The sequence below is a fragment of the Paraflavitalea sp. genome (assembly GCF_059502485.1).
Genome location: NZ_JCACET010000010.1, coordinates 1,647,754 through 1,672,880, shown reverse-complemented (window position 1 = coordinate 1,672,880; position 25,127 = coordinate 1,647,754). Strand labels below are relative to the sequence as shown.

The 25,127-nt window shown below is 45.8% G+C and carries 20 protein-coding genes; 14 read left to right on the top strand and 6 right to left on the bottom strand.

From position 1 onward, the window contains the following. The gene (locus AC5JBY_RS23915; protein WP_495907185.1) at positions 1-1,017 is read left to right on the top strand and encodes a GNAT family N-acetyltransferase; all 1,017 of its coding nucleotides are present in this window, start codon (positions 1-3) and stop codon (positions 1,015-1,017) included. Here AC5JBY_RS23915 and AC5JBY_RS23910 read toward each other — a convergent pair. Further along, the gene (locus tag AC5JBY_RS23910) at positions 1,014-1,694 is read right to left on the bottom strand and encodes a 2-C-methyl-D-erythritol 4-phosphate cytidylyltransferase (protein ID WP_495907184.1); all 681 of its coding nucleotides are present in this window, start codon (positions 1,692-1,694) and stop codon (positions 1,014-1,016) included. The genes AC5JBY_RS23915 and AC5JBY_RS23910 overlap by 4 nt on opposite strands. Before the next feature lie 588 nt (positions 1,695-2,282). Next, positions 2,283-2,657: an STAS domain-containing protein gene (locus AC5JBY_RS23905; protein ID WP_495907183.1), complete on the bottom strand. Its 375-nt coding sequence runs from the start codon at positions 2,655-2,657 to the stop codon at positions 2,283-2,285. 94 nt (positions 2,658-2,751) lie between these two features. Between AC5JBY_RS23905 and AC5JBY_RS23900 the strand changes: the two genes are divergently transcribed. The 8 genes from AC5JBY_RS23900 to AC5JBY_RS23865 all read left to right on the top strand — a co-directional run bounded on the left by AC5JBY_RS23900 (position 2,752) and on the right by AC5JBY_RS23865 (position 12,941). Further along, positions 2,752-5,274 carry an ATP-dependent Clp protease ATP-binding subunit gene (locus tag AC5JBY_RS23900; protein WP_495907182.1) on the top strand — a complete coding sequence of 841 codons (2,523 nt, stop codon included), beginning with the start codon at positions 2,752-2,754 and terminating at the stop codon, positions 5,272-5,274. Between the two features lie 452 nt (positions 5,275-5,726). Further along, positions 5,727-6,416 carry a (d)CMP kinase gene (cmk, locus tag AC5JBY_RS23895; protein WP_495907181.1) on the top strand — a complete coding sequence of 230 codons (690 nt, stop codon included), beginning with the start codon at positions 5,727-5,729 and terminating at the stop codon, positions 6,414-6,416. A 240-nt stretch (positions 6,417-6,656) separates the two neighbouring features. After that, entirely contained in the window at positions 6,657-8,048 is a 1,392-nt protein-coding gene (locus tag AC5JBY_RS23890; RefSeq protein ID WP_495907180.1) for an MBOAT family O-acyltransferase, read from the top strand. A gap of 12 nt (positions 8,049-8,060) precedes the next feature. Then, entirely contained in the window at positions 8,061-8,951 is an 891-nt protein-coding gene (locus tag AC5JBY_RS23885) for a hypothetical protein (RefSeq protein WP_495907179.1), read from the top strand. Between the two features lie 390 nt (positions 8,952-9,341). Beyond that, positions 9,342-10,955 (top strand): T9SS type A sorting domain-containing protein, encoded by a 1,614-nt coding sequence (locus AC5JBY_RS23880; protein WP_495907178.1) that lies wholly within the window; start codon positions 9,342-9,344, stop codon positions 10,953-10,955. 490 nt (positions 10,956-11,445) lie between these two features. Then, positions 11,446-11,889 carry a TerB family tellurite resistance protein gene (locus AC5JBY_RS23875; RefSeq protein WP_495907177.1) on the top strand — a complete coding sequence of 148 codons (444 nt, stop codon included), beginning with the start codon at positions 11,446-11,448 and terminating at the stop codon, positions 11,887-11,889. A gap of 249 nt (positions 11,890-12,138) precedes the next feature. Beyond that, the gene (locus AC5JBY_RS23870; protein ID WP_495907176.1) at positions 12,139-12,435 is read left to right on the top strand and encodes a hypothetical protein; all 297 of its coding nucleotides are present in this window, start codon (positions 12,139-12,141) and stop codon (positions 12,433-12,435) included. A gap of 230 nt (positions 12,436-12,665) precedes the next feature. Then, on the top strand, positions 12,666-12,941 hold the full coding sequence (locus tag AC5JBY_RS23865; protein ID WP_495907175.1) for a hypothetical protein: 276 nt from the start codon (positions 12,666-12,668) through the stop codon (positions 12,939-12,941). A 101-nt stretch (positions 12,942-13,042) separates the two neighbouring features. On the opposite strand, the gene AC5JBY_RS23860 is transcribed toward AC5JBY_RS23865, so the two are convergent. Further along, complete coding sequence (locus AC5JBY_RS23860; RefSeq protein WP_495907174.1) at positions 13,043-13,513, bottom strand: hypothetical protein; 471 nt, start codon at positions 13,511-13,513, stop codon at positions 13,043-13,045. Between the two features lie 478 nt (positions 13,514-13,991). Here AC5JBY_RS23860 and AC5JBY_RS23855 point away from each other — a divergent pair, with 478 nt between their 5' ends. Further along, positions 13,992-14,771: a hypothetical protein gene (locus tag AC5JBY_RS23855; protein WP_495907173.1), complete on the top strand. Its 780-nt coding sequence runs from the start codon at positions 13,992-13,994 to the stop codon at positions 14,769-14,771. 316 nt (positions 14,772-15,087) lie between these two features. Here AC5JBY_RS23855 and AC5JBY_RS23850 read toward each other — a convergent pair whose 3' ends face one another. Then, positions 15,088-17,280, bottom strand: coding sequence for a glutamine synthetase III family protein (locus AC5JBY_RS23850; protein WP_495907172.1), 2,193 nt, complete (start codon positions 17,278-17,280; stop codon positions 15,088-15,090). A 170-nt stretch (positions 17,281-17,450) separates the two neighbouring features. After that, the gene (locus AC5JBY_RS23845) at positions 17,451-18,689 is read right to left on the bottom strand and encodes a hypothetical protein (RefSeq protein ID WP_495907171.1); all 1,239 of its coding nucleotides are present in this window, start codon (positions 18,687-18,689) and stop codon (positions 17,451-17,453) included. A 47-nt stretch (positions 18,690-18,736) separates the two neighbouring features. Here AC5JBY_RS23845 and AC5JBY_RS23840 point away from each other — a divergent pair, with 47 nt between their 5' ends. Then, positions 18,737-19,897: a glycosyltransferase family 4 protein gene (locus AC5JBY_RS23840; protein WP_495907170.1), complete on the top strand. Its 1,161-nt coding sequence runs from the start codon at positions 18,737-18,739 to the stop codon at positions 19,895-19,897. A 16-nt stretch (positions 19,898-19,913) separates the two neighbouring features. Here the strand turns inward: AC5JBY_RS23840 and AC5JBY_RS23835 are convergent, their stop codons facing one another. Then, positions 19,914-20,930, bottom strand: coding sequence for a glycosyltransferase (locus tag AC5JBY_RS23835; protein WP_495907169.1), 1,017 nt, complete (start codon positions 20,928-20,930; stop codon positions 19,914-19,916). A 92-nt stretch (positions 20,931-21,022) separates the two neighbouring features. On the opposite strand from AC5JBY_RS23835, the gene purL reads away from it, so the two are divergent. The 3 genes from purL to proC all read left to right on the top strand — a co-directional run bounded on the left by purL (position 21,023) and on the right by proC (position 25,123). Continuing rightward, entirely contained in the window at positions 21,023-23,257 is a 2,235-nt protein-coding gene (purL, locus tag AC5JBY_RS23830) for a phosphoribosylformylglycinamidine synthase subunit PurL (RefSeq protein ID WP_495907168.1), read from the top strand. 68 nt (positions 23,258-23,325) lie between these two features. Then, complete coding sequence (rfaD, locus tag AC5JBY_RS23825; RefSeq protein ID WP_495907167.1) at positions 23,326-24,315, top strand: ADP-glyceromanno-heptose 6-epimerase; 990 nt, start codon at positions 23,326-23,328, stop codon at positions 24,313-24,315. 10 nt (positions 24,316-24,325) lie between these two features. Continuing rightward, positions 24,326-25,123, top strand: coding sequence for a pyrroline-5-carboxylate reductase (gene proC, locus AC5JBY_RS23820; RefSeq protein WP_495907166.1), 798 nt, complete (start codon positions 24,326-24,328; stop codon positions 25,121-25,123). Positions 25,124-25,127 lie beyond the last annotated feature (4 nt).

The window sequence follows — 25,127 nt, the reverse complement described above, 5'->3', positions numbered from 1 at the left end:
ATGTCAACAAACGTTATTCAATACCTTCAACACCCACAGATCGACAGGGTGAAATGGGACAACTGCATGGCCAATGCTCCCAATGGATTGATCTATGGCTATTCTTTCTATCTCGACCGGATGGCTGTTGATTGGGACGCGCTGGTGTTGAATGACTATGAAGCGGTGATGCCATTGCCCTGGAAAAAGAAGTGGGGCATTTGCTATCTGGCTCATCCGCCGTTGACTGCTTCGCTGGGTATTTTTGGTGCATCGATCACTGAAGCATTGACCAGCCAGTTCATTAAGGCTATACCTGCCCGGTTTAAATTAGTAGACCTGTTATTGAACCGGAATAATTTCCTGCCGTCTTCGGGAATACAATCCATGCGCAGCAACTATGTACTGAATCTTGAAAGACCTTACGAGACTATTTACAACGAATACAGGAACAATGTGCGCCGGAATGTTAAAAAGGCGCAGCAGTTGAATTGCCGTTATGCAACTGATATTCCGTTGGATGAAATAATCACGCTGGCGCGATGGCAGATACAACAGCAGGTGACCAATATAGGGGAAGAGGATTACACGCACTTTAAAGAGCTGTTCAATTACCTGGTATCGTTGGGTGAGGAAGGGGGTGTTGCGGAACGCAACGGAATAGAGCTTCGAGGCTACAAGCCTCGAAGAGCGACGGCCTACAAACCTTGCAGCGCAGCAACCAGTGGGGTATATACTTCAAATAATGAGCTGGTGGCTTCCTGTGTGTGGTTTTATTCACATGGGAGGGCTTACTACATTTTAGTGGGCAATCATCCCAATGGGAAAACGATAGGTGCTTCGCACTTCCTTATTGACCGGTTCATTCATGAACATGTGGGGCAGGAATTGTTGTTGGATTTTGAAGGTTCTGATGTTGCCAGTCTGGCATTCTTCTATAGTAGCTTCGGCGGGGTGAAGGAAGTATACCCGGCTTTGCAGTTTCAGCGTTTGCCCTGGTGGCTGCGTTGGAAAAGCAAAGGCTACCCGACTCTCTAAATCCCCATTTCTCTTTCTTCGAGTATCTTCTCTGCGATCAGCACATCGATGGGATGGGTGATCTTGATATTGGTAGATTCTCCGTCAATGAGGTGGATCTTTACGCCCAGCCGCTCTACTACACTGGCTTCGTCGGTGAAAGACTCTTCGTACTCCTGTTCGAAGGCTGCTTTGACGATATCGCTGTAAAACGTTTGTGGGGTTTGAATGATGCGCACCTTGCTGCGGTCGATGAACTCATTGCCATCGAAGGTCTGGATGCGGATAGAATCAACCGCACCGATGGCGGGGATGGCGTTGCCACGTTCCTGTGCCATCTGGTAGCAGCGGCGTATCAATTGGGGGGTGAGCAGGCAACGTACTCCGTCGTGCACAAAAACGATTGAATGGTGGTGGATATGTGACAGGCCATTGCGGACGGAATGAAAGCGTGTTTCCCCGCCTGCCGTCATCCAGATGCGATCGGGAGCGTGGGTGGAACGGAGTATTTCCTGACCGGTTTCAAGATGGGCTTCAGGGAGTACCAGGATGATCTCAAGATCGGGGAATGCGTCCAGGAAAGCGGTAAGCGTATACCACAATACTGGCTTGCCCTGAAGGGGGAGAAACTGTTTTGGAACAATGGTGCCCATGCGCATACCTGAACCGCCGGCTACAATTACTGCGTATTTTTTCATGTAAGGGTTAGCGTCAACTTTATTATAATGTACTGGTTAAGAGTACAAATAGATTTAATTAGCTGCAAAAAACTTTTAGCGAATCCGGATTATCTGGTTTTTCAGTAGGAATGTATCGCCCGCTCGGTTTTTAACCCTGATGCAATCCAAAAAAAAGCGACTGCCGGGTGTTAGTCGTTTGACAAGAGAAACAGCCACTGGCGACAATGAATCAGAAGAACAATAGGTTTCGGCATAGCAAAGAATACCTGGGCCTTTTGAGCCTAACCTAAAACTGAACACGGTAAGGGCTGGGTGGCTGCATTGGAGCTTGCCTGCTTTCAAAACGGCGTCTACCGTAATTAAATCGGTTTGGCCGGCAATGGAAACCTTGTAGGGAAGCTGCTTTCCCTGGCAGCTATCCTGGGCAATCGTTAGGAATGAGAACAAAAATAAACACAGGAAAGATAAAACAAAGATTCTCATATTAACCGTCTCTTCCTGTTATAACGTTGTCATTACACATAAAATTATAGCACAATTGTACTAAGTCCTGTCTTGTATGATTGGTATCCTGATACCCGTATCGGGTTGATCCTGACACGAAATTTACTCTCCTCCCAGGAGTTCCCGCTCGATCTCTTCCATTTGGACAATGTCCCAGGCTTCGCTCTCGGTAGGCGTTACATTCATCAGCTCAAGGATACCAGCTTTTTCCAGGGATTCTTCTACGTCTGGTTGCAGCTCGCAGATGACGAAGGAGGCTCCCTGCTCGTAGAAGGTTTGTTGTAACTTTAACAGGTACTCTCCGGCAGCATCGTCCACCTCGTTAATGTCTTTAACAATCAGGATGATGTTTTTAACGTCATTTTGGAGGAAGGGAAGTAAACATTCATCCAGTTCTGCTGTCATATTAGCAGATAAAACTGGTTCAATGATCGTTATGGCATGGAATTTTTGCTTGGTATCAATTTTGACCTGCATACACACTTAATGTTTGTTAACAGCCGTTAATAAAGAGGCGAGAACATAAGTCAAAAATATTCGTTATTATTGTATAACACAACAAATTACAAAAATGGATAACAATTTTTCAGCCCAGGTAAAGGAGATTATTTCGTTTAGCAGGGAGGAGGCTTTGAGGCTGGGGAATGATTTTATCGGTACTGAACATTTGTTGCTTGGGTTGATTCGGGAAGGTGAAAATACGGCAGTGCGAATACTCAAGAGCTTCAATGTTGATCTCTACGAACTGCGTAAAGAAGTAGAATTGGCCGTCAAGGACAAAACCGGTAAGAACATCGCCAACATAAACAGCTTACCCCTGACCAAACAGGCAGAGAAGGTCATCCGGGTAACAGTGCTGGAGGCGAAGGCCCTAAAGAGCCCTACTGTAGAAACGGAGCACCTTATGCTCTCCATACTCAAGAACAAGGAAAACATAGCTACTCAAATCTTAAATCAGTTTGACGTGGATTACGATTTATTCAGAAACGAATTAGGCGTAGTGAAGAGCAATGATGTTCGTAGCGAATATGCCGATGAGAACGAAGACGATTTCGATGAGGAAAAGAAATACTCACAACAGAAGTCTCGCCAGGCAGGTAATGCCAAGAGCAAGACGCCTGTACTCGACAATTTCGGTCGTGATATCACGCGGTTGGCCGAGAGCGGAGCACTGGACCCCATCGTAGGCCGGGAAGAAGAGATCGAGCGTGTGTCTCAGATCCTTTCCCGTCGTAAGAAGAACAATCCGATCCTCATTGGTGAGCCCGGCGTTGGTAAAACAGCGATCGTAGAAGGTCTGGCGCTGCGTATCGTGCAGCGTAAAGTATCCCGGGTATTATTCGACAAACGTGTTATTTCACTCGACCTTGCTGCCCTGGTGGCAGGTACCAAATACCGTGGCCAGTTTGAAGAGCGCATGAAAGCGATCATGAACGAGTTGGAAAAGAACCGTGATGTGATCCTCTTCATCGATGAGATACACACGATCGTAGGTGCCGGTGGCGCCAGTGGTTCACTGGATGCTTCCAACATCTTCAAACCAGCCCTTGCCCGTGGCGAACTCCAATGCATTGGCGCTTCTACACTGGACGAGTACCGCATGTACATCGAAAAGGATGGTGCCCTCGACCGTCGTTTCCAGAAAGTAATGGTTGAACCACCAAGCGTGGACGAAACCATCCAGATCCTCAATAACATCAAGTCTAAATACGAAGACTACCACAACGTTACTTACAATGACGAGGCTATCGATGCCTGCGTGAAGCTGAGTGACCGCTACATTACAGACCGTCTGTTGCCCGACAAGGCTATCGACGTGATGGATGAAGTAGGCGCCCGTGTGCACCTGAAGAACATCAATGTGCCTAAGGAGATCCTGGACCTTGAAAAGAAGATCGAGGATGTGAAGGTGGAAAAGAACAAAGTGGTAAAGAGCCAGAAGTTTGAAGAAGCTGCCTCCCTCCGTGATACTGAGAAGCGTTTGCAGGAAGAGCTGGAGAAAGCAAAAGCAAGCTGGGAAGAAGAAAGCAAACACAAGCGCTACCCCATAGATGAAGAGGCCATTGCCGAAGTAGTGAGCATGATGACCGGTATTCCGGTGAAGAGAATGGTGCAGGCCGAAACTGAGAAGCTGCGCAACATGACGATCGACATGCGCAATATGGTGGTTGGTCAGGACGACGCCATTACAAAGGTGGTGAAAGCCATTCAGCGTAACAGGGTAGGGTTGAAAGATCCTAAGAAACCTATCGGTACATTCATTTTCCTCGGACCTACCGGGGTCGGTAAAACCGAGTTGGCAAGAGCGCTGGCCCGCTACATGTTCGACTCAGAAGATGCGCTTATCCGTATCGATATGAGTGAATACATGGAGAAGTTTACTGTAAGCCGTTTGATTGGTGCGCCTCCCGGCTATGTAGGATATGAAGAGGGTGGTCAACTTACCGAGCGTGTACGCCGTAAGCCATACTCTGTGATCCTTCTGGACGAGATCGAGAAAGCTCACCCCGATATCTACAACATTCTGTTGCAAGTGCTGGATGATGGTCAACTGACCGACGGCCTTGGCAGAAAGGTAGACTTCAAGAATACATTGATCATCATGACCTCGAACATTGGTGTACGCCAATTGAAAGACTTTGGTGATGGTGTAGGGTTTGCAACAGCTTCCCGTCAGCAAAATGCGGAAGAGAACAATAAAGCAGTAATTGAAAAGGCCCTGAAAAGGACTTTCTCTCCTGAGTTCCTCAACCGTATCGATGATGTGGTGATCTTTAACTCACTGGGCAAGGAGCATATCTTCCTGATCATCGACATCCTGATGAAGGGTGTAATGAAACGGTTGAACAGCCTTGGATTCAGCCTTGAGCTTACTGAAGAGGCCAAGAACTTCATCGCTGAGAAGGGATATGACTCTCAATTTGGAGCGCGTCCGCTGCACAGGGCTATCCAGAAATACCTGGAAGATCCGCTGGCTGAAGAGATCCTGAACCTCAATATCAAGCAAGGTGATGTAATGCTTGCCGACCTTGATAAGGACAAGACCAAGATCCTCTTCACGCTGAAAGTGACCAAAGAGAAGTCTGAAGCATAAACATTCGTAACAGTTCTATATAAGAAACCCTCTCCATTAACCGGAGAGGGTTTTTTGTTGCCTGCTGGCGACAGCCTATCGAAGCAACAAGCCTTCACTCGTTGCCTTTATGCCTCACAATGCCTTGTTGCCTGTAACTTTCTTGATTTCGATCACACACTATTAAATATCACATAGCGTTTATATTGCAAGTCCCTCTGTTTTTTATGCTGGAGCCTGGCCTGGACATTTTCGCAATGTCGATCCCCCGGTTACAGACAATGGTAAAATCCAATGCTTATGATAACAAGGTGACTTACGCGTAGTAGGTCCGGTAAATCGTCCCGCTACATTTTTAATGCCGTTCTACCTGTGTGGAGCGGCATTAACTTTTAATTGCTGTCCAATATTACTTTTACGACACAGGTTTAGCGATGCTTTTGCCAATTCATTGTATTTCTTAGTTTTGCGGAGTGGAAAAAAAGATCATCATTACTATTGACGGCTGGTCATCCTGTGGCAAGAGCACCGTTGCCAAGCAATTGGCGCGTGAGTTGGGCTATGTATACATCGACAGTGGTGCTATGTACCGTGCTATTACCCTGTATTTTCTGCGTAATCACTTAGACTGGACTCACCACGAGGCGGTAGAAGATGCTTTGAAGAAAATAAAGCTCGAGTTCCTCTCCAATCACAAGAATGGTCAAAGTGAGATCTACCTCAATGGGGAGAACGTGGAGTATGTTATCCGCGACCTGGTAGTGGCTGAAAAAGTGAGTGAAGTGGCTGCCATTAAAGAGGTGCGCCAGTTTGCCGTGAAGCAGCAGCAGGACATGGGCAACAAGAAGGGTATTGTGATGGATGGGCGCGACATTGGTACCGTGGTGTTTCCCAGTGCCGAACTGAAGATCTTTATGACTGCTGATAAGGCTATCCGTGTTCAGCGCCGTTTCCGCGAACTGTATGAAAAGAATCCCAACATCACCATCGAAGAGGTGAAATCCAACCTGGAAATGAGGGACTATATCGATTCTCATCGTGAGATAAGCCCCCTCCGTCAGGCTGAAGATGCTTTACTGCTCGACAATTCCAAGCTCACCATGCGGGAACAACTGGATATTGCGCTGGGCTGGGTGCACGAGCGGCTTAAGGATACCGAATAGGCACAGGCTGGGGAATTTAATGGCTTTTCGGCTTTACGTCTCTATCCTATATAATAAATTTTCCTATATTGACGTTTAACTGGGTAATTTTCAGTTGGCAATAACGCAACGCGGTACGGGCCGTTTCCGGTTATGGACTGATTTGCTTTACTTTGCCCCCGGTTTCTTTTACCCTTAAGCTAAGCCAGGATGGTATTCAACAGTATTACATTCTTAATTTTTAGTGGTATTTTTTTCCCTTTGTATTTCCTTACCAAGGGAAAGCTGCGCCTGTGGTGGATCCTGCTGGCGAGCTACGTGTTTTATGGTTGGTGGGACTATCGTTTCCTGGCCATTATCATGATCTCCACGTTCATGGACTTCAATTTCGGTAAGCTGATCGGGGCTACGGAAGACAAGACCAAGCGACGTACTTACCTCATCTTCAGCATGATCATGAACCTTGGCTTTCTGGGGTATTTCAAGTATTTCAACTTCTTTATCGACAGCTTCGTGGTCATGATGCACAAGTTTGGCTTCCAGCCTTCTATTGGCACCTTGCAGATCATGCTGCCCATCGGTATCTCGTTCTATACTTTCCAGAGCTTATCGTACACCATCGATATCTACCGGCGTGAAATTCCGGTGGAGCGTGACATGCTTAAGTTTGCGGCCTTTATCGCGCTCTTCCCGCAGCTGGTGGCCGGGCCTATCGTTAGGGCCAGGGACCTGCTGCCACAAATGAATACCGATAAAAAGTTTGATTGGGATAACTTCAACTCCGGCCTTGGCCGTATCCTATGGGGTTTCTTCAAGAAGGTAGCAATCGCCGATTCGCTGGCGCCCTTTGTCGACCAGTGCTGGGCCGACCCCTCCAAATTCTCTTCTTCACACCTCTTTATAGGCGTCATCTTCTATTCGTTCCAGATATATTGCGACTTCTCGGGTTATTCCGATATCGCTATCGGTCTGGCGCGCATCATGGGTTATCGCTTCGTGGAGAATTTCAAAACGCCTTATTTCTCGCAAAGTTTCAGTGAGTTCTGGACCCGCTGGCATATCTCTCTTTCCGGCTGGTTGCGCGATTACCTGTACATTCCTTTGGGAGGTAACAGAAAAGGGAAGTTCCATACGTACAAGAACAACATGATCACCATGCTGCTGGGGGGGCTATGGCACGGGGCCAACCTCGCCTTTATATTCTGGGGCTTCTTGCATGGTGTATACCTAATTGTGCAGCGTATTACCACGCCCATCTGGCGAAAGTTTGTGGCGATCGTGCGTATGCCGGCATTTATCAACTCGGCCATTTGTATTGTGATCGTATATGCTTTGACTGTACTGGCGTGGATCTACTTCCGTTCGGGAAGTATGGGGCATAGCGCCTTTTCGGTGGCTAATACTATTATTGGCCGGATAGCTTCTTTGGAAGACTTTACCTGGTTTAGCGTGCTTAACAAATATCAGGTGATGAAGGGCATGTTATTATTGTTCATCTTGTTGAGCGTGGAGATCACCAACCAACGTTGGTCATGGAACGTGTCGCAGCTGCAGCGTCCTGCGTTGCGGATAGCGCTCTTTGTTTCTGTGTTGTGGCTGATTGCCTTGTTTGGTACGTTCTCTGCAAACTCTTTTATATACTTCCAGTTTTAATCTGAATAGCGCATGAAGAAAGGAATTTGGGTTATAATGTTTCTGGTCGTCCTCTTCCTGGGTGACCGTTTGATAGGCTGGTTTTTTCAACAGCAGATCACCAAAAGTCAGTTCCGCTATTCGCGTATGTACCGGGGCGAAGGCGAGGCCGATATTCTCATTGTGGGAAACTCCCGTGGTCTCAACTTTTATCAGCCTACCGTAGAGAAAGCCACCGGCCTAAAAACTTTCAGTCTTTGTTATTATAGTATGCCTTGTGAAATAGCTACGGTGCTTACGCAGGATTACCTTGATAAATATCCCAACGTTAAAACTGTACTGGCAGAGATCACCATGGTAGAAATGTCGGATGATAAACTGCTGCCGGGCTTTACTACTTATATTCCTTATTCTGAAAGGATCGATTCGGTGCTGAAGAACAATGTGAAGGAGACCTGGAATTACGCTCATTTCTCTCATGTGTACCGCTTCAATAATGAGGTGTTTCAACGGGCCATGTATTATCGCAGTAAGCTCGATGACGACTGGTATTTTGACCATACTATTACGCCTGACCTCATCGAACAGGCGGCTCACCGCAGCGTAGAGTTTAAGGTGCCTGAGAAGCATGTAGCAAACATCAAAAGGCTGGCTGATTATTGCCGCGCTAAAAATATCAATCTTCAATTGGTAATAGCCCCTTTCTTCCCGGGCTATACGGTTAAACGGCTGGATGTGCTGAAGCAGCAGGTGGAAACCGCCACCGGCTATCCTGTGCATGATTACAGCCATGCTGTGACCGATACGCTGTCTTTTACCGATTACCTGCACGCCAACCTCAAAGGGGGCGCTGCGATCGTAAATATCATGGTAAAGGATGGGGTGCTGCCTGTAGCCAATAAACAGGTCGCTAACAACAAATAATTATAATACCGGTTGTTTCTCTGCAAGAGCTTAATGCTCTAACCAGATGCCGTTCCCGGGGCGTTAGCCCGTGAATTGGCCTGTTCTGTTCATGTTGCTCCGTATTTTCTGTAGTTGCGTATAGTAAAATATCTATTACTGCCTGATTTTCAATTATTATCACATCATTTCTGGAACTACTTTCCATGAATGGGAAAAATTCCCACCTCTTTTTGTATTGTGTATCTGGTACAATAAAAATATAATGGTGTTTAGTCATTGGTTGTAATTTGTTGATTGATAGCGTGCTACGTAGTAGGTAGGGGCTCATGTATCTGGGTATATCGATGGTCATTTTTCAAAATTGGCGCGTCGTTGGAATCTACCATGCCAACCAACTGATCGTAGAAAATGAAGCATCTGTACCCTAAACATCTTATCAGCAGTGGGCTGATGTTGATCACCACCATCACCTTTCTGCAGCCTGCAGCGGCTCAATGTCCCGCAGGTAGTATTTCTAATACAGCCGGTAACTATAACAATGGTCAAACGGTTTGTATCTCCACCAACTTCAGCGGTAATATCAAGATTACCAATGGCGCTAAAATGGTCATTGTGAGTGGTGGTAATTATACTGGTAACATCGACGGTAACCAAGGTTCCACGATAGAAGTAAAAGCAGGAGGGACATTTAATCCAGGTACTGCCAACAACCTGGCTTCGGTAATCACTGTTGCGAAAAATGGAACGGCGATATTGTCTAATGCAGGTTTTTCAAATGGATTTGGCGTAACTAATAGCGGCTCATTTACCTGGGGCAGCTTTAACCAGAACCAGGCTATTACAGTTTCCAATACTTCCTGCGGTACCATGACTTTTTCGCAGGACATCAATTTACAGAATGGAACTACGCTTAATAACAGCGGTACTATGACCATGCAGGGATTGAATACCAACAGTGGTACTACGATCGATAATCGTGGCAGGCTTACTGTGAATGGGAATATCAATTTTGCCGGGCTTTTAAAGAATCAATGGCAAGCGGTTTTCAAAGGAAGTACCAACAACTTCAATAACGGAGACTCTATTATCAACTTGTATACATTGGTATTCAGGAATGCTATACAGGGCTCTTTCAGGATGCGTAACGATGGATTGTTCTGGGTAGGCGGTTCTTTCCAATACAACGGAGGTGCTATCCAGATGAATCGTACCAATGCACAGGTAAGGGTGAGTGGAGCATTGTCTAACAATGGCACCATGAGAGGTAACGGCAAAATATACATAGCGGGTTCATTTTCCAATGGCGGTGGAACGCTTACCGGTAAGAGCGGTGCTGAAAGGCTTTTTATCAGTCAATCGGTGCCCAATGGTAGTGCCACCAATGTACAGGTAAACAATGGTATGGCGGCAGAAGATACAGCCACTTATGCTGGCGGTGCTGGTAACCCTGATGTGTCCTGTGCTATGTTATTACCGATGGTCGTATCATCACTAAAGGGAACCTACGATGGAAGTGTGATCAACCTTAGCTGGGCTACTACTTCTGAAATAAACGGCAAGCAGTTTATGGTGGAATACAGTACTGATGGTTTGAACTTTACAACAGCTGGTGCTGTGGCTGCCAAAGGAAACAGTACTGAAAGGGTGAATTATCAATATCAATTTACAAAGGTAAACAGTGCGACGCTTTACTTCAGGTTGATGATGGTGGATGTTGATGGCCGTACTGAATATAGTAATACCATCCTGGTAAAAACTGTCGGTTCGCAAAAGATCACAGCGGGTGTATATCCCAATCCTTTTGCCGAGAAGCTGGAAGTAACGACTACGCTTACGAAATCATTGCCGGTGAATGTAAGGCTGCTGGATATGAATGGACGGCTGGTTAAAAGTCAGGTATATTCCGGTCAAAGTGGATTCAATAAATGGACGCTCACAGGCTTGAACGAGCTTAACAAGGGCCTGTATATTATAGAGGTGACGGCTGGTGAAGAAAGGTGGATGCAAAAAATTATCAAATAAGCATAAGTGGTTTTATAGGTAAGTACAAGGTGGTTTATTTTTCATTAATCAGTGGTGAAGAAGCCCCGTCGTAAAGACGGGGTTTTCTTTTTGGCGCCGGGAATAATGGCTTTTTGGCAGGGAGCGTGTAAAAAATTGAAAATCATTTGGGGGCTGGTATAATAAACGGTGGAAAATGACCGTTAATGGAATCCACTGTTTTTGTGATAGAACAGTGTGGTATATGGAGCCTGGAGGTGTACTGATGCGGATCTGTGGGTGTTTTTTTAATGGATGATGTTACCAAAATACACTAACGATTATGATAATGCATTAGGTTAAACCTTACCCTGTGATACAGGATTGCTCTGAAACCTGCTAAAAGAAGCCCGTAGCATTCGCCGCCCCGCCTGGCGCCTTATGCTCCGGGCTTCGCCAATTATAATCACTGCTTTCTCTCTTTTCAACTTTCCAACCTGTCAACCCTCCCCGTGGCCTGAAAATTGAAGCGATGCACCCAAAAGAACCTATGTATACTTCTGTAATAAATAGTCAGGACCAGGCGCTGTGTCACCTGTTTTTCCATTGCATATTGAAGGATGGTGAAATGGCGGATAGGGAATTGGATGCTGTATCGGATAAACTGGTGCAGGCCGGTCTGAATAAAGCGCTCAATTTCAAAGACGAGATCATTAGTTACCGTGAATACAGGGATAGTGTTGCTGATGAACAGGAATATTTGCAATACCTGATCGAGCAGATCAATCCTGTGAATGAACTGGCATTGTACACTTATTGCGCGGAGTTGTTGTTAAGTGATAATGTATTGACGGAGGAAGAGGAAAGTTTATTAAACAGCATTGGTGAAACATTGGGGCTTGATGATCATGAGCAGGCTACTGCAAAAAAAATAATGGTGCAACGGAAGGTTGTAGAAACGGAGAAAATATTCTGATCATAGTTTTGATGGCTTTTGATTTTTAAGGATGGCATTTATGTCATCCTTTTTTATTGATGCATGTCAAGGCTAATTGCTTATTGATATAAGTGATTAATTCATTTGTTAAAGGGTTTCTAAAAGAATGAATACTCAAGTATTTGATAGTCATAGTTTCTCCTGATTTATTAACGTGATTGGGGCTGTAAGTGGCACGGGCATTGAATAGTAGGGGTAGCACAGCATTATTCACCAAAAAGCACGGCTATGAAACAATCGTTCAACATCAGGTTCAAGTACCCGTTCAAGGAAAAGAATATTTCCATTGAACTTACGGGAGATGTAACGCCGCATAACTCTACGCCCTATTTTATAGTGAGCAATATTCGTTTTGCGAATCATCCGGAAGGACCGTATGATGCATTTCCTGAAATCAAACTTCAGCAACGTGAATTGCATGGCGAAAAGGTATGGGTGCACATGGACACTCAGAAAGAGAGTGAACTGAGCCATATCGTTGGTCAGGCAATTGAAGATTATTTGTCACGCAATGCTTCATCGTAAGTTGACTATAGTTCAATATATTCCTATGGACCACGCCGGGTAATAACCGGTTATACGGAGACCGGGGGCTTAACAGCTTCCGGTTTTTTTTATGCCTGTGGAATGTGTCTACGCAAGGGTGTGGAAATTTTTCCTTATGGGGAATGGTTCAAAGGGGGCTTGTTGTGGCATCGTTTTTTAACCTATTACCATGAAGTATAAATCATTTTATTCACCTAAAATGAAATGTTATGACACGAGGAAATAGAGCTAACAGATCAATTGGTGGCGCCGGCCTGGAACAAGGCGGTCCTAATTTAGGTAATGATTATAGTCGTGATATAAGTCGCGAGAATGCTGCTGATGATACTACCAGGGTAGTAGTACCTCATAATAATCAACCTCAGGATAAAAGGAAACAAGGTAATCAAACCTGGAAAGAGGATGAGCAGTCTTCTACCTGGAAAAATGATCCAAATAAGCAGCATAATCAACAGTGGAAAGAGGACGATAGCATTAATGATTAGCGATAGATATTAACTAATATCTGTCGTACATATGAGTGAACAATCTGAAACGCAGCAAAGATTGCGAAAAAGGTTGTTCACTTTTTTATGCTACTGAAATGTTACTCGCCGTGCATATAATCGTCGATGTTTTCGAGTGCATCGTCATTTAAAAACTCCTTGCAGGTGCAATATTCGCCCAGGGGGCAGGAGGGGGGATCGTAACTGCACAATTCAAATGTATTGAGGTTGTTGTTGCTGATCTCTGTTTTAATATCCAGCGTACTGACCAGCAGTTCATATTCTTTAGTTAAAGGAACATCATCGGGAATATCAGTATCGAGGTTCCAGGTGAACATCATTTTGCTGAATGCGGCGCATATTCGTTCTAACTGTAAGCTATTTAATAAATGAGTAGGGGGGAACTGCTCCTGTTTCAGCCCGCAGTAATACCCGAATGTGTACTGGGGATCATTTTCATATTCTTCTAATTCTTCATCTGCCATATCCGGGTAAACATAGCTGAGCACGGGCTGAACGGGGCGTTCTGCCTCCAGGATATCGGATAAAAGATGTACTACATACGCTTCCATGAGCTTGAGCTGTTTTATTGCCCTATACTGATATACGAGAAATAGCGATAAAGGATTTCGGATATAACCAACTAACCAAAAGAAAAGTTTAGCTATAGGTTGTAAGCTTGCGTGAATGAATGGAAAACTGTACTAAGTGTTTTAGTCAGGTTGTAGGTTACAGGGCTTCGGTTGTAAGGATTGAGCGGCTACTCAAAGGTGTTGATTGTGAAGCGACTGAATATTTTTGTATATGGGAAGTAATTAGAAGAAACGCGATCTCCGTTTTAGTGAAGTACGCCTTTAATATGGCGTTGACCGGGAGCATCCATGGATCATCTCTTCAGGAACCCGGGAGTAGCCCAACAGGACCAGGATCAGAAAGTCTTTGAGCGTTTTCGGGCAATCCGGACAATTCGGTCAATTTGGCCTAAAATGGCCTATACCTGTTGTCCGGTTTGATGAATATAATTAAATTCAGGCATATAATCCAGTTCCCATGGCAAAACAAATAGCCGGACTCTGTTTCCTTGAAGGCACCTTCGATGGTCTAACTCTCTATAAAATGGATGGGCAGTATTATGCCCGCGCCAAAAGTTCTCTCTCCTCCGAACGAGTTAAAACGAGCCCCGAGTTTCGGTGGACGATGGTCTACGCACGACTGTTGGCCCGTGCCTCAAAGATCGGTTCGCAGATCTATAGGGGGCTGCCACCCGGCTGGCGACAGTTCTGGATGTACCGCAGTTTTACCGGAGAGGCTTTTACTTTATTAGAGGAGAATGCCTACAGCGACGAGGAAGTAAAACAGCTTTTGTGGACATGTTATGTTGAATACTGGGAGGAGCGCAAGGTTGTTGATCCTGATAACCTTATCTGGCAGCCCAGGCCTAAGAAGGTAAGAAAGAAAAGGAAATACAGTGAGGAATCTATACAGCGTATGCTGAAACGCAAGGGTAAGGATGGCAAACCTAAGTGGAGAGATCCGGAGGAGGAAGAGCGGAAACGGCAGCATAAAGCGATGAATGATGCGTGTTATGAGCGTACGATGGAGCGGCAGCGGCTGGCATTGATTGAAGAAGAAAAGCTACAAGCTACGCCTCGCAGAGCGTTTGAGGGCACCGTTGTGGAGTCAGAGATGCTGCAGCGGGGCTATGCATGGAATAGCCTGTACGTTGATTGGTGGGTGGCGAAGGAACGGGATAAAAAAGAAACCCCGCCTTATAAAAAGCGGGGGTGCTCCCATTCATATGCGTTAACCATTAAACCTTATCCTATGTAATAAACTACGGAACATCATGCCGGAAAGATTTCAAAAATGAAAAAAAAGACGGTTTGTGTGTTTTTTGTGGATAGGCTATCAGTAATGCACATGTTTTTTAGGGCATTGATCTTATGTGGGTATTTTTTGACCTTGTAGGAGGTCGAATAATTTCTATGCAGAAGTCGTGAATTCAGGAGGAGGGTACTGTTCCTAACGGGGTAAAGTACTTGTAGTGGGTTATTGCGTGTTGCCACAAAATAAAGAACCCCTCTACTTTCGTAGAAGGGCCCCTTTGCTTGTCATGTCAGTGTACCTATTTGATGATTGTACCTGATTATCTCAGGAACAACATTTCGCGGTATTTAGGCAGCGCCCAGAAATCGTCAGCTACCAACAATTCCAGTTTGTCAACACTGTAACGGATATCATCGAAGAAAGCATCCTTTACCTGGCTTTGGTAAGCGATGGCCTTTGTACGGGTATCGCTCATAGCATTGGCAGTTTTACGTGCTTCGATCATCTTCTCTACCAGTCCGCTCACCTTGCTGATGTGCTCAGAGATCTTTTCGAGTATTTGCTTTTGGTTGGCATAGGTCTCTTCCTTCAGGCCAATCTCTTTCAGACCCTTGATATTCTCGATCAGGGTATTCTGATACTTGATAGCTGCAGGCAGTACATGGCTGGTGCAAAGCTCACCCATGATACGGGCTTCGATCTGTACGCGCTTGATGTATTTTTCCAGCTCGATCTCGTGACGAGCTTCCAGCTCTACGTGGTTCAGTACGTTCAGTTGTTCGAACAGTGCTTTGGAGCTCTCTGTAACCATTGCATCCAATGCCAGTGGTGTAGTGCGTACGTTGGGAAGACCGCGTCTTTCTGCTTCGTGGTGCCATTCGTCGCTATAGCCATCACCTTCAAACAATACCTTCTCGCTGGCTACGATGTACTCGCGGATCACGTGCATGATGGCGATCTCTTTTTTCTCACCCTTTTCGATCAGCGTATCTACATCTTTCTTGAATTGCTTCAGCGTAGCAGCCATGATACTGTTCAGAGTAGTCATTGCGTTGGCGCAGTTTGCACCTGAACCTACCGCGCGGAACTCGAACTTGTTACCGGTGAAGGCAAAAGGAGAAGTACGGTTACGGTCGGTGTTGTCGAGCAACAGTTCAGGAATGCTGCGGTGCAGGTCGAGCTTCAGGATGGCTTCATCCTGCTCGTCGAATTTACCACCTACTCTTTCTTTCACGTCAGCCAGTACCTTGCTCAGGTATTGTCCGATGAATACAGAGATGATGGCAGGAGGAGCTTCGTTGGCACCCAGACGGTGGTCATTACCGGCAGAAGCGATAGAAGCCCGCAGTATTTCAGAATAATCATGAACAGCCTTGATCGTATTTACGAAGAAGGTCAAGAACATGAGGTTTGTCTTTGGTGTTTTACCAGGAGCCAGCAGGTTTACGCCTGTATCTGTAGCAAGGCTCCAGTTGTTGTGCTTACCACTACCGTTGATGCCGGCAAATGGCTTCTCATGCAACAGCGCGCGCAGTTTGTGACGACGGGCAACGCGGTCCATGATGTCCATGAGCAAAGTATTGTGGTCAACAGCTACGCTCACTTCTTCGAAGATAGGAGCACACTCGAACTGTGCAGGAGCCACCTCATTGTGACGCGTACGTAAAGGAATACCCAGTTTGTAAGATTCTGTTTCGTAATCGCGCATGAAAGCATACACTCTTTCGGGGATAGAACCGAAGTAGTGGTCTTCCAGTTGCTGGCCTTTAGCAGGCGCGTGACCAAATACGGTGCGGCCGCTCATTACCAGGTCAGGACGGGCGTTGAACATCGCTTCGTCGATGATGAAATACTCTTGCTCCCAGCCTAATGTTGCAGAAACTTTGCTTACGTTCTTATCGAAGTAGTTACAAACTTCTACTGCAGCTTTGTTCAGGGCTTCGAGTGATTTCAGCAGGGGAGCTTTGTAATCCAGTGTTTCGCCGGTATAGGAAACGAAGATGGTTGGAATGCAAAGTGTTTTACCAGTGCCGATCTCCATAACGAAGGGAGGAGAAGAAGGATCCCAGGCTGTGTAACCACGTGCTTCAAAAGTAGCGCGGATACCACCGTTGGGGAAAGAAGAAGCATCAGGCTCTTGTTGTATAAGTGCGTCACCGTCAAAGGTTTCGAGGGCACTGCCATCGCCTTTCAGGGTGAAGAATGAATCGTGTTTTTCAGCTGTTGTACCTGTTAATGGTTGAAACCAGTGTGTATAGTGTGTAACACCTTTGCTTTCAGCCCATTGACGGAGGCCGGCAGAGATTTGATTTGCCATAGCCCTGTCGATCTTCTTGCCACCTTTGATAGAGGTCAGCAGGCTTTTGTAAGCCTCATCACTTAAGAATTCACGAGCTGTTTTAAGCGTAAATACGTTCTCACCAAAGATCCCGGTAATTTTGGTTGACCCGTCCACCGCCGTACCGTTCGAATGCGTCAGGTCGTTGATAGCTTTAAAGCGTAATGATTCCATTTCTTATTTTTTTGCGTGTTGTGCAAATAAACAATAAATGAAGGGGATAAAAAACTTTTTGGGTGTAATGTGCATTTTTTAAATAAAATGTGAGGAAAAGCATGTTATTTTTGAATGAAATGCTAAAAAAGACCCCAAAATACCTGTTAGATTTAATATTTTTCTTTTTACTAATTTAATGCCTGCTTACGGGTTTTGAGCACCAGGGCAAAACAGGCTATGAGGAGTAGCTCCGGAATGATCTTATACCGCACGATAGCGCCGGGAAATGGGGTTATATATCCAATAAATAAATAGAGAGAAACGCTGAATATCAATAATATTAATAACAGGGGGTGAGTACTGAATCCAATGCTTTTGTCGCGCCGCACTGTTGCGAAGAGTATCAGTGCCCATAAAAACATGATTTCCAGGGCTGTCATAATTTGCAAAATGCCTTGTGCTTCCCATATAAAAGGCCGGAGAAATGTATTGCTTATTGCCTGAGGCAGTACTTGTAAGAAGCTGCCGATGGTTGGGTGGAGTGTATCGAGTTGAAATCGTGTATTGCCTTTCAGGGCCATAAACTCCTCCTGACGGATTACAATCATTGCCGGCAGGTTGGGTACACCCGGCAGCCAGGTGCTTCCGAAGAATACTATAACGGCTATCCCATAAACGATTGATAATACAGGTATTGGTTTACGGTTGAACCGTACTATTATCCACCAGCTGATCAATGCCGGTGCCAACAACAATATGATCTCGTTTCTGAGTATAAAGATGCCTGCCAGGCCCGCCAGCAAGTACAGGATAGAAGTCTTTCGGTGTTGTTCTATCCATTTCCAGGCATGCAGCAGCAATAGGGATAAGAAGACCAGGATCAATCCATCGGCGCGTATGCCACTGAGCCAGAATACTACTGGTGGAAAGAAGAATATGATGGCAAGCAGTATCTTCCTTTTTTGCGGGAATATGCCTGCGAGGAGTTGGAACAGCCAATAGTGGCCCCAGAATGTAAGAAAGCTAAAGAAGATGGCATTGGCATAATAATTTCCACGGCTGATGATGTTGAAGATGCCGAGTGTTTTGGCGATCATGCAATATTCGAGGTCAACGAGGTAGAGGCTCAATGCCTGCCATATATGGCCACCCGAATTGCGCCATGCTGTGGCTGGCGTCAGTTCCCAAAAAAACTCGCCGGGATGCTCCATTAATAGCTTGTATTCGTGCAGGGATAGTTCATTGTATTTCCAGGTGTCGTCGCCACCGTAGTAATGCATGAACAGATAGCCATAAGCGCAGGCCATGAGTGCCTTAAATGCAAAGGCCATGAGGGTTTCCGGCATGGTGAGGCCGGGGGTGGCGCGGCGTACCAGACGGACTATCAGGAAGACAAACAATAAAAATAATAGCAATGTAATGACCATGTGAAGGGCTCCTGGTTATGGTAATTGCGTCCAAATCTATACATTTGATGGAATATTTGCCAATGTCCGGTATTTCTGCTTCACATAAAAGTTGCATAGCCTTCGTGTCGAACAGTGCCTGGTCGGTGTATAATTTCCGGCTGGATGTGATCAATAACCTGCTTGCTCAAGGCTATGATGTGATCGTGCTGGCGCCGGATGATCCGTATTCGGGCCTGCTCCGGGAAAATGGCTGTCGTTTTGTTCCTATCTCTTTCGACAATAAAACAAAGAATCCTTTTCGAGACTTTTTGTTCTACCGCCAGCTGAAAAGGCTGTATGGTCAGTTCAAGCCTGATTTTATTTTTCATTATGTGGCAAAGCCTAATATTTATGGGTCTCTTGCTGCTGCTGCGAATGGTATTCCTTCTGTGGCTGTGGTTACGGGACTGGGGTATGCGTTTGCCCGGCGCAACTGGCTTTACCGTATAGTGAGGAGGTTGTACAAAGTGTCGCTGCGCAAGGCGAAGGAGGTATGGTTCCTCAATAATGAGGATGCGCGTGTTTTTATCGATGAAAAGATCGTGAATATTGAAAAGGTGAAGGTGCTGCCGGGCGAGGGTATCAATACTGCTTATTTTGCTCCCATCCAATCCAACCGGCATGCTGATCAGTCTTTTACTTTTCTGATGAGTACGCGCCTGCTTAAAAGTAAAGGAGTTGGGTTGTATGTGGATGCCGCCCGTATTTTGAAAAAGAAGAATTACGATGTTCGTTTCGAGCTTATCGGGTTCTTTGAAAATCATCATCCTGATTCTATTGCGCAGGAAGACTTGTCGCGCTGGGAAAAGGAAGGGCTTATTCACTATGGTGGTTTTGCTGAAGATGTGCGTCCCTGGCTGGCTAAGGCTGATTGTTTTGTATTTCCCTCTTTTTATAATGAAGGTATTCCGCGTTGTCTGATGGAAGCTGCTGCGATGGAATTGCCTGTCATCACTTCTATGAACCGGGGTTGTAAGGAAGTGGTGTTGAATAATTCTACTGGTTATATCTGCAATCGTCATGACCCTTTTGATCTTGCCGATAAGATGGAAAGGATGATCAATCTTTCACTCGATGAGCGGGCGCGCATGGGAAAAAATGGCCGTTCGCTGGTAGTGCGTAAGTTCAATATCACGAACGTGATCGATGAATATACGGATACGTTGCAGGGAGATCTGCCGGATTGATTTTGGGATAGATAACTCACAGACTAAACGCCTGCGGAAACTTCGATTGTAGAAATTCTATTACGCCCGATTTTTTTATTTGTTGTTCCCAGCTCCATGTTGATAGGTCTGGATATGTGTAGTTGTATGCATTTACTTTCTCCCAGGTGAAGTTGGACAGGTCCGATTCCAGGAAAAAATAGTTGCCTCCATACTGTTGCTGGAAGTTGTGCATCCAGGCAAAATGAGTGGTAATGATGGGTGTTTGGCAGGCTGCATACTCTAATAGTTTGGTAGAGGTTTGCTGGTTGTGGGGTGCTATATCGGGTTTATAGTTGATCGTAAAACGTGATTGACGGATCAGCTCCAGAACCATTGATTGCTCTACAGGTCCTTTAAAGACAATATTGGTTGCTAAGCTGTACCTGGCTTGCAGGTGTTCATAATTTTTGCTCACCACTAATAATGTATATCCGGCCATGGGGGCGCCCGGCTTAAAATGGTCCAATAAGGTATCTATGTGGGTGTCTGGTGTTATGGAGCCTACATAAATGAAGTCATATAATTTATCGGCAGCAGGTGGTGCTGGTGATAATTGTTCATCCCACAGTCCCATATCGCGGAAGCCGTAGGGCACATTGTCTCTAAATGAAAGGCGTTGTTTTACATATTGATTCAGGAACAACCGGTAATCCGGCCGGCTGTTCAGGTAGCGTTTGGTGAGGTCTTTCCATTGACGGGCAGGTGGAACGGATGCAGATGCGTATTCATGGATGCGGTAGATGTCTTTTTGCCGTTTGGAAAAATCGGTTCCCATCAGCCACCATTCTACTTCTCTTTTTTGTTGACTGAGCTGGTCCGGCGCAGCTGTTATGCAGGTAATATGGTACCTGCTTAAAAAGCGTCGATAGGCTTCTATTTCAGGCAGAAATGCTTTGTTGTTATGTACAAATACGATCGTCATCAGGGTTATCAAACAGCGATAAAAATAAATGTTTCTGTGGTAAAAGCGGGCAAGCTGCTTGTCAATCAGCCGCTTGTACTGGAATTTCAAACAGTGTAAGCTACTTTTTATCAACATTTTGCATAAAAAGAATGCTAAATCAGGAATCCTAAATCCAAAATCGGACGTACTTTTGCGGCACCATGGAAATATCAGTTAAAACGGCGCAACAGTTGCGCCTTACTCCCGAAGAATTTGAGCTCATTAAAGAAAAAATTGGTCGAACTCCCAACTTCAACGAATTGTGTGCCTTCAGCGGCATGTGGAGTGAACACTGTAGCTACAAAAATTCGATTAAATGGTTAAAAACGCTGCCCCGTGATGGTCAAAAAATGCTCGTAAAGGCTGGTGAAGAGAATGCCGGTCTGATGGATATTGGCGATGGTTATGGCGTAGTTTTTAAGATAGAATCTCACAATCACCCTTCTGCTATCGAGCCCTTCCAGGGTGCCGCTACCGGCGTAGGGGGTATTCACCGCGATATTTTTACCATGGGCGCGCGTCCTGTGGCTTCTCTCAACTCTTTGCGTTTTGGCCACCTGAAGGATGCCAAAACCCAACATCTGCTGTCGGGCGTTGTACACGGCATTGGTCACTATGGCAACTGCTTTGGAGTTCCTACAGTGGGTGGGGAGATCTACTTTGAAGGTCGTTATCACACCAATCCGCTGGTTAATGCGATGAGTGTTGGTATCGTGAAAAATGGCGAAACTATTTCTGCTACTGCTGCCGGTATTGGCAACCCTGTATTCTTTGTGGGTTCTGCTACTGGTAAGGATGGTATTGGTGGTGCTTCTTTTGCCTCGGCTGATATCACTTCTGAAAGTGTGCAGGAATTGCCAGCTGTTCAGGTGGGTGATCCTTTCCAGGAAAAGAAATTGCTGGAGGCCTGCCTGGAAGTGATTCAAACGGGTGCTGTGGTTGGTATGCAGGACATGGGTGCTGCCGGTATTATTTGTTCTACTGCCGAAATGAGTGCTAAAGGTGGTGTTGGTATGCGGATCGACCTGGATAAGGTGCCTACGCGCCAGGCGAACATGAAAACATGGGAGCTGTTGTTGAGCGAAAGCCAGGAGCGTATGCTGATGGTGGTGGAAAAAGGCAAGGAAGAAGCTGTTAAGAAGGTATTTGAGAAATGGGACCTGCCTTGCTCAAACATCGGTGAAGTAACTGCTGATGGCCAGCTGAAATTTTACATGCATGGAGAACTGGAAGCCGAGTTGCCTGCTGAACTGCTGGTGCTTGGTGGCGGTGCTCCTCAATATACCCGTGAATATAAAGAACCAGCTTACCTCGAAAAGATCAAAGCTTTCGATGCTGCTGCTATCGCTGTGCCTGATGATCTGAAAGCTGTAGCGGAAGAACTGGTGACTATTCCCAACATCGCTTCGAAGCGTTGGGTGTATGTTCAATATGATAGTATGGTAGGCGCGGGTAATGCTTCTACCAATGAGCCGAGTGATGCGGCGGTGGTTATTGCCAAGCCAACTGATAAGGGGCTGGCGCTGACTACTGATTGTAATAGTCGTTATGTTTTTGCTGATCCTTATAAGGGTGCGATGATCGCGGTGGCTGAAGCTGCGCGTAACATTGTATGTAGCGGTGGTTTACCATTGGGTGTAACGAACTGTCTCAACTTCGGTAATCCTTATGATCCGGAAGTTTATTATCAATTTGTGCATGCCATCAAGGGTATGGGCGAAGCTTGTCGCAAGTTCGACACGCCTGTTACCGGTGGTAATGTGAGTTTCTATAATCAGAATCCTGATGGTGCTGTTTATCCTACGCCAACCATTGGTATGGTAGGTTTATTGGATAGTGTGAAGGATAAGATGACCATGTTCTTTAAAGAGGAAGGTGATGTGATATTCCTCGTTGGTAAAGCGAGTGGAGATATCAACTCTTCTGAATACCTGCATAAAATTAAAGGGGTAGAGCACAGTCCTGTTCCTCATTTCGATCTGGACGAAGAGTTTGCCCTGCAACAAAAAATAGCTGAACTCATCAAGGCTGGCGCCATCGAGTCTGCTCACGATGTGAGTGAAGGCGGTTTGTTCATTACTTTGCTGGAGTCTTCTTTCCATGGTAACCTCGGTGTCGATGTGGTAGCTTCTGATAGCGCCATCCGTAAAGATGGTTTCTGGTTTGGTGAGGCACAAAGCAGGGTAGTGGTGAGTGTGAAGCCTGCCAAGGTAGCGGCTTTCCGCAAACTGCTGGGCGATCATCCTTTTGAAGAGCTGGGTTTTGTGACCAATGGCTCTATCGAGATCGATGGCATGAACTGGGGTAATATCATTACCTGGAAAGAAAAGTATGATACGGCTATCGAGAACCTGTTGGCTGGTACACAGTCTGAGCAGGCTTTGAGTGCGCTGTAATGGTGAGTGGTGAGTGGTGAGTAGTCAGTTGTGGGTGGAGATGGTTAATGTGCATAAAAAATCAACAAATGGACAAAGCTTCAACGATAGTAGTAACCGGTGCTGCCGGGTTCATCGGCAGTGCCCTGGTTGGCTTTCTTAATGAAAAAGGATATAGTAATCTGATCCTGGTAGATGAATTTGAGCGTACTGATAAGTATCCTAATCTGCAAGGCAAGCGTTTTGTGGAAAAGGTGGACAGGGACCAATTTTTCACCTGGCTGGAAAAGCAAGCCAAGCCGGTTGACTTCATCTTTCATATTGGTGCACGCACTGATACTACTGAATTCGATTATTCGGTGCATGAGCGACTGAACGTAGAATATACCAAGAGCGTATGGGCCTATTGTGTAAAGCACCGTGTGCCACTGGTATATGCCTCTTCTGCAGCTACGTATGGTGCCGGAGAGTTGGGTTATGATGATGATCATGAAGTACCGTATAGGCTGAAACCTTTGAATCCTTATGGTGTTTCAAAGAATGAGTTTGATAAGTGGGCTTTGGAGCAGGCACTTCAGCCTCCTTTCTGGACTGGATTGAAGTTTTTCAACGTATATGGCCCTAATGAGTATCACAAGGGCCGTATGGCCAGTGTGATATGGCACTCTTTCAACCAGATAAAGAAGGATGGGGTAGTGAAGTTGTTCAAATCGCACCGTCCTGATTTCAAGGATGGCCAGCAGTTGCGTGACTTTGTATATGTGAAGGATGTACTGAATGTTTGTTTCTGGCTGATGGAGCATTCCGGTGGCGGGGTTGGCAATGGATTGTACAACCTTGGTACCGGTAAGGCAAGGAGTTTTGAAGATCTCGTGAAGGCTACTTATGCCGGACTGGACAAGGATTCCAACATTCAGTTTATCGACATGCCGGAGGATATTCGCGATAAGTATCAGTATTTCACAGAGGCCAATATGCAAAAGCTGATCAATGCCGGTTATTCTCAACCTTTTTATTCACTTGAGCAAGGGGTAGACGACTACGTGCGTAATTACCTGGCTCAGGGTAAGTTCTATTAAACCTATTTCCATGAGCAACAAGATCGCTATCATCGGTGGCGGTAACCTGGGTACCGCGATTGCTGAAGGGCTCATCAACAGTGGCTTTTCAAAACCTGAACATATTCTTATCACCAAGCGGAATGTGAAGACTTTGCATGGTTTGCAACAAAAGGGTGTGCTAGTGAGTGATGATAACGTCGAGGCAGTAGGTTTTGCCAACCTCGTCATCCTGGCAGTAAAGCCTTTCCAGGTGAATGATGTGGTGGGTAAGCTGAAGGATGTGCTGGACCCTGCAAAGCATGTGCTGGTATCTGTGGTGACCGGTATTACTATCGATCACCTGGTGAAAGCGGCTGGTAAGAAAGTGCCCATCATTCGCGCCATGCCTAATACGGCTATTGCGATCCAGGAAAGCATGACTTGTTTGGCTGCTCATGAAGTGAGTAAAGAACAGGTGAGTTATACGGAAGATCTGTTTAACCAGCTTGGCCGTGTTGTGTGGATCGATGAGAAGCTGATGGATGCCGCTACTGTGTTGGGAGCTTGTGGTACGGCTTATGCAATGCGTTATATTCGCGCTAATATTCAAGGTGGCATAGAAATTGGATTTGATGCGGCTACTGCCACGCTCATTGCGGCGCAGACAGTGAAAGGGGCGGCTGAGTTATTGTTGAAGAAGGGGTCGCATCCTGAGCAGGAGATCGATAAGGTGACCACGCCCAAGGGCTGCACTATTGCCGGGCTGAATGAAATGGAGCATCAAGGATTCAGTTCTTCGCTCATCAAGGGCATCGTGGCCAGTTATGATAAGATTGCTAAAGATTAGTTTT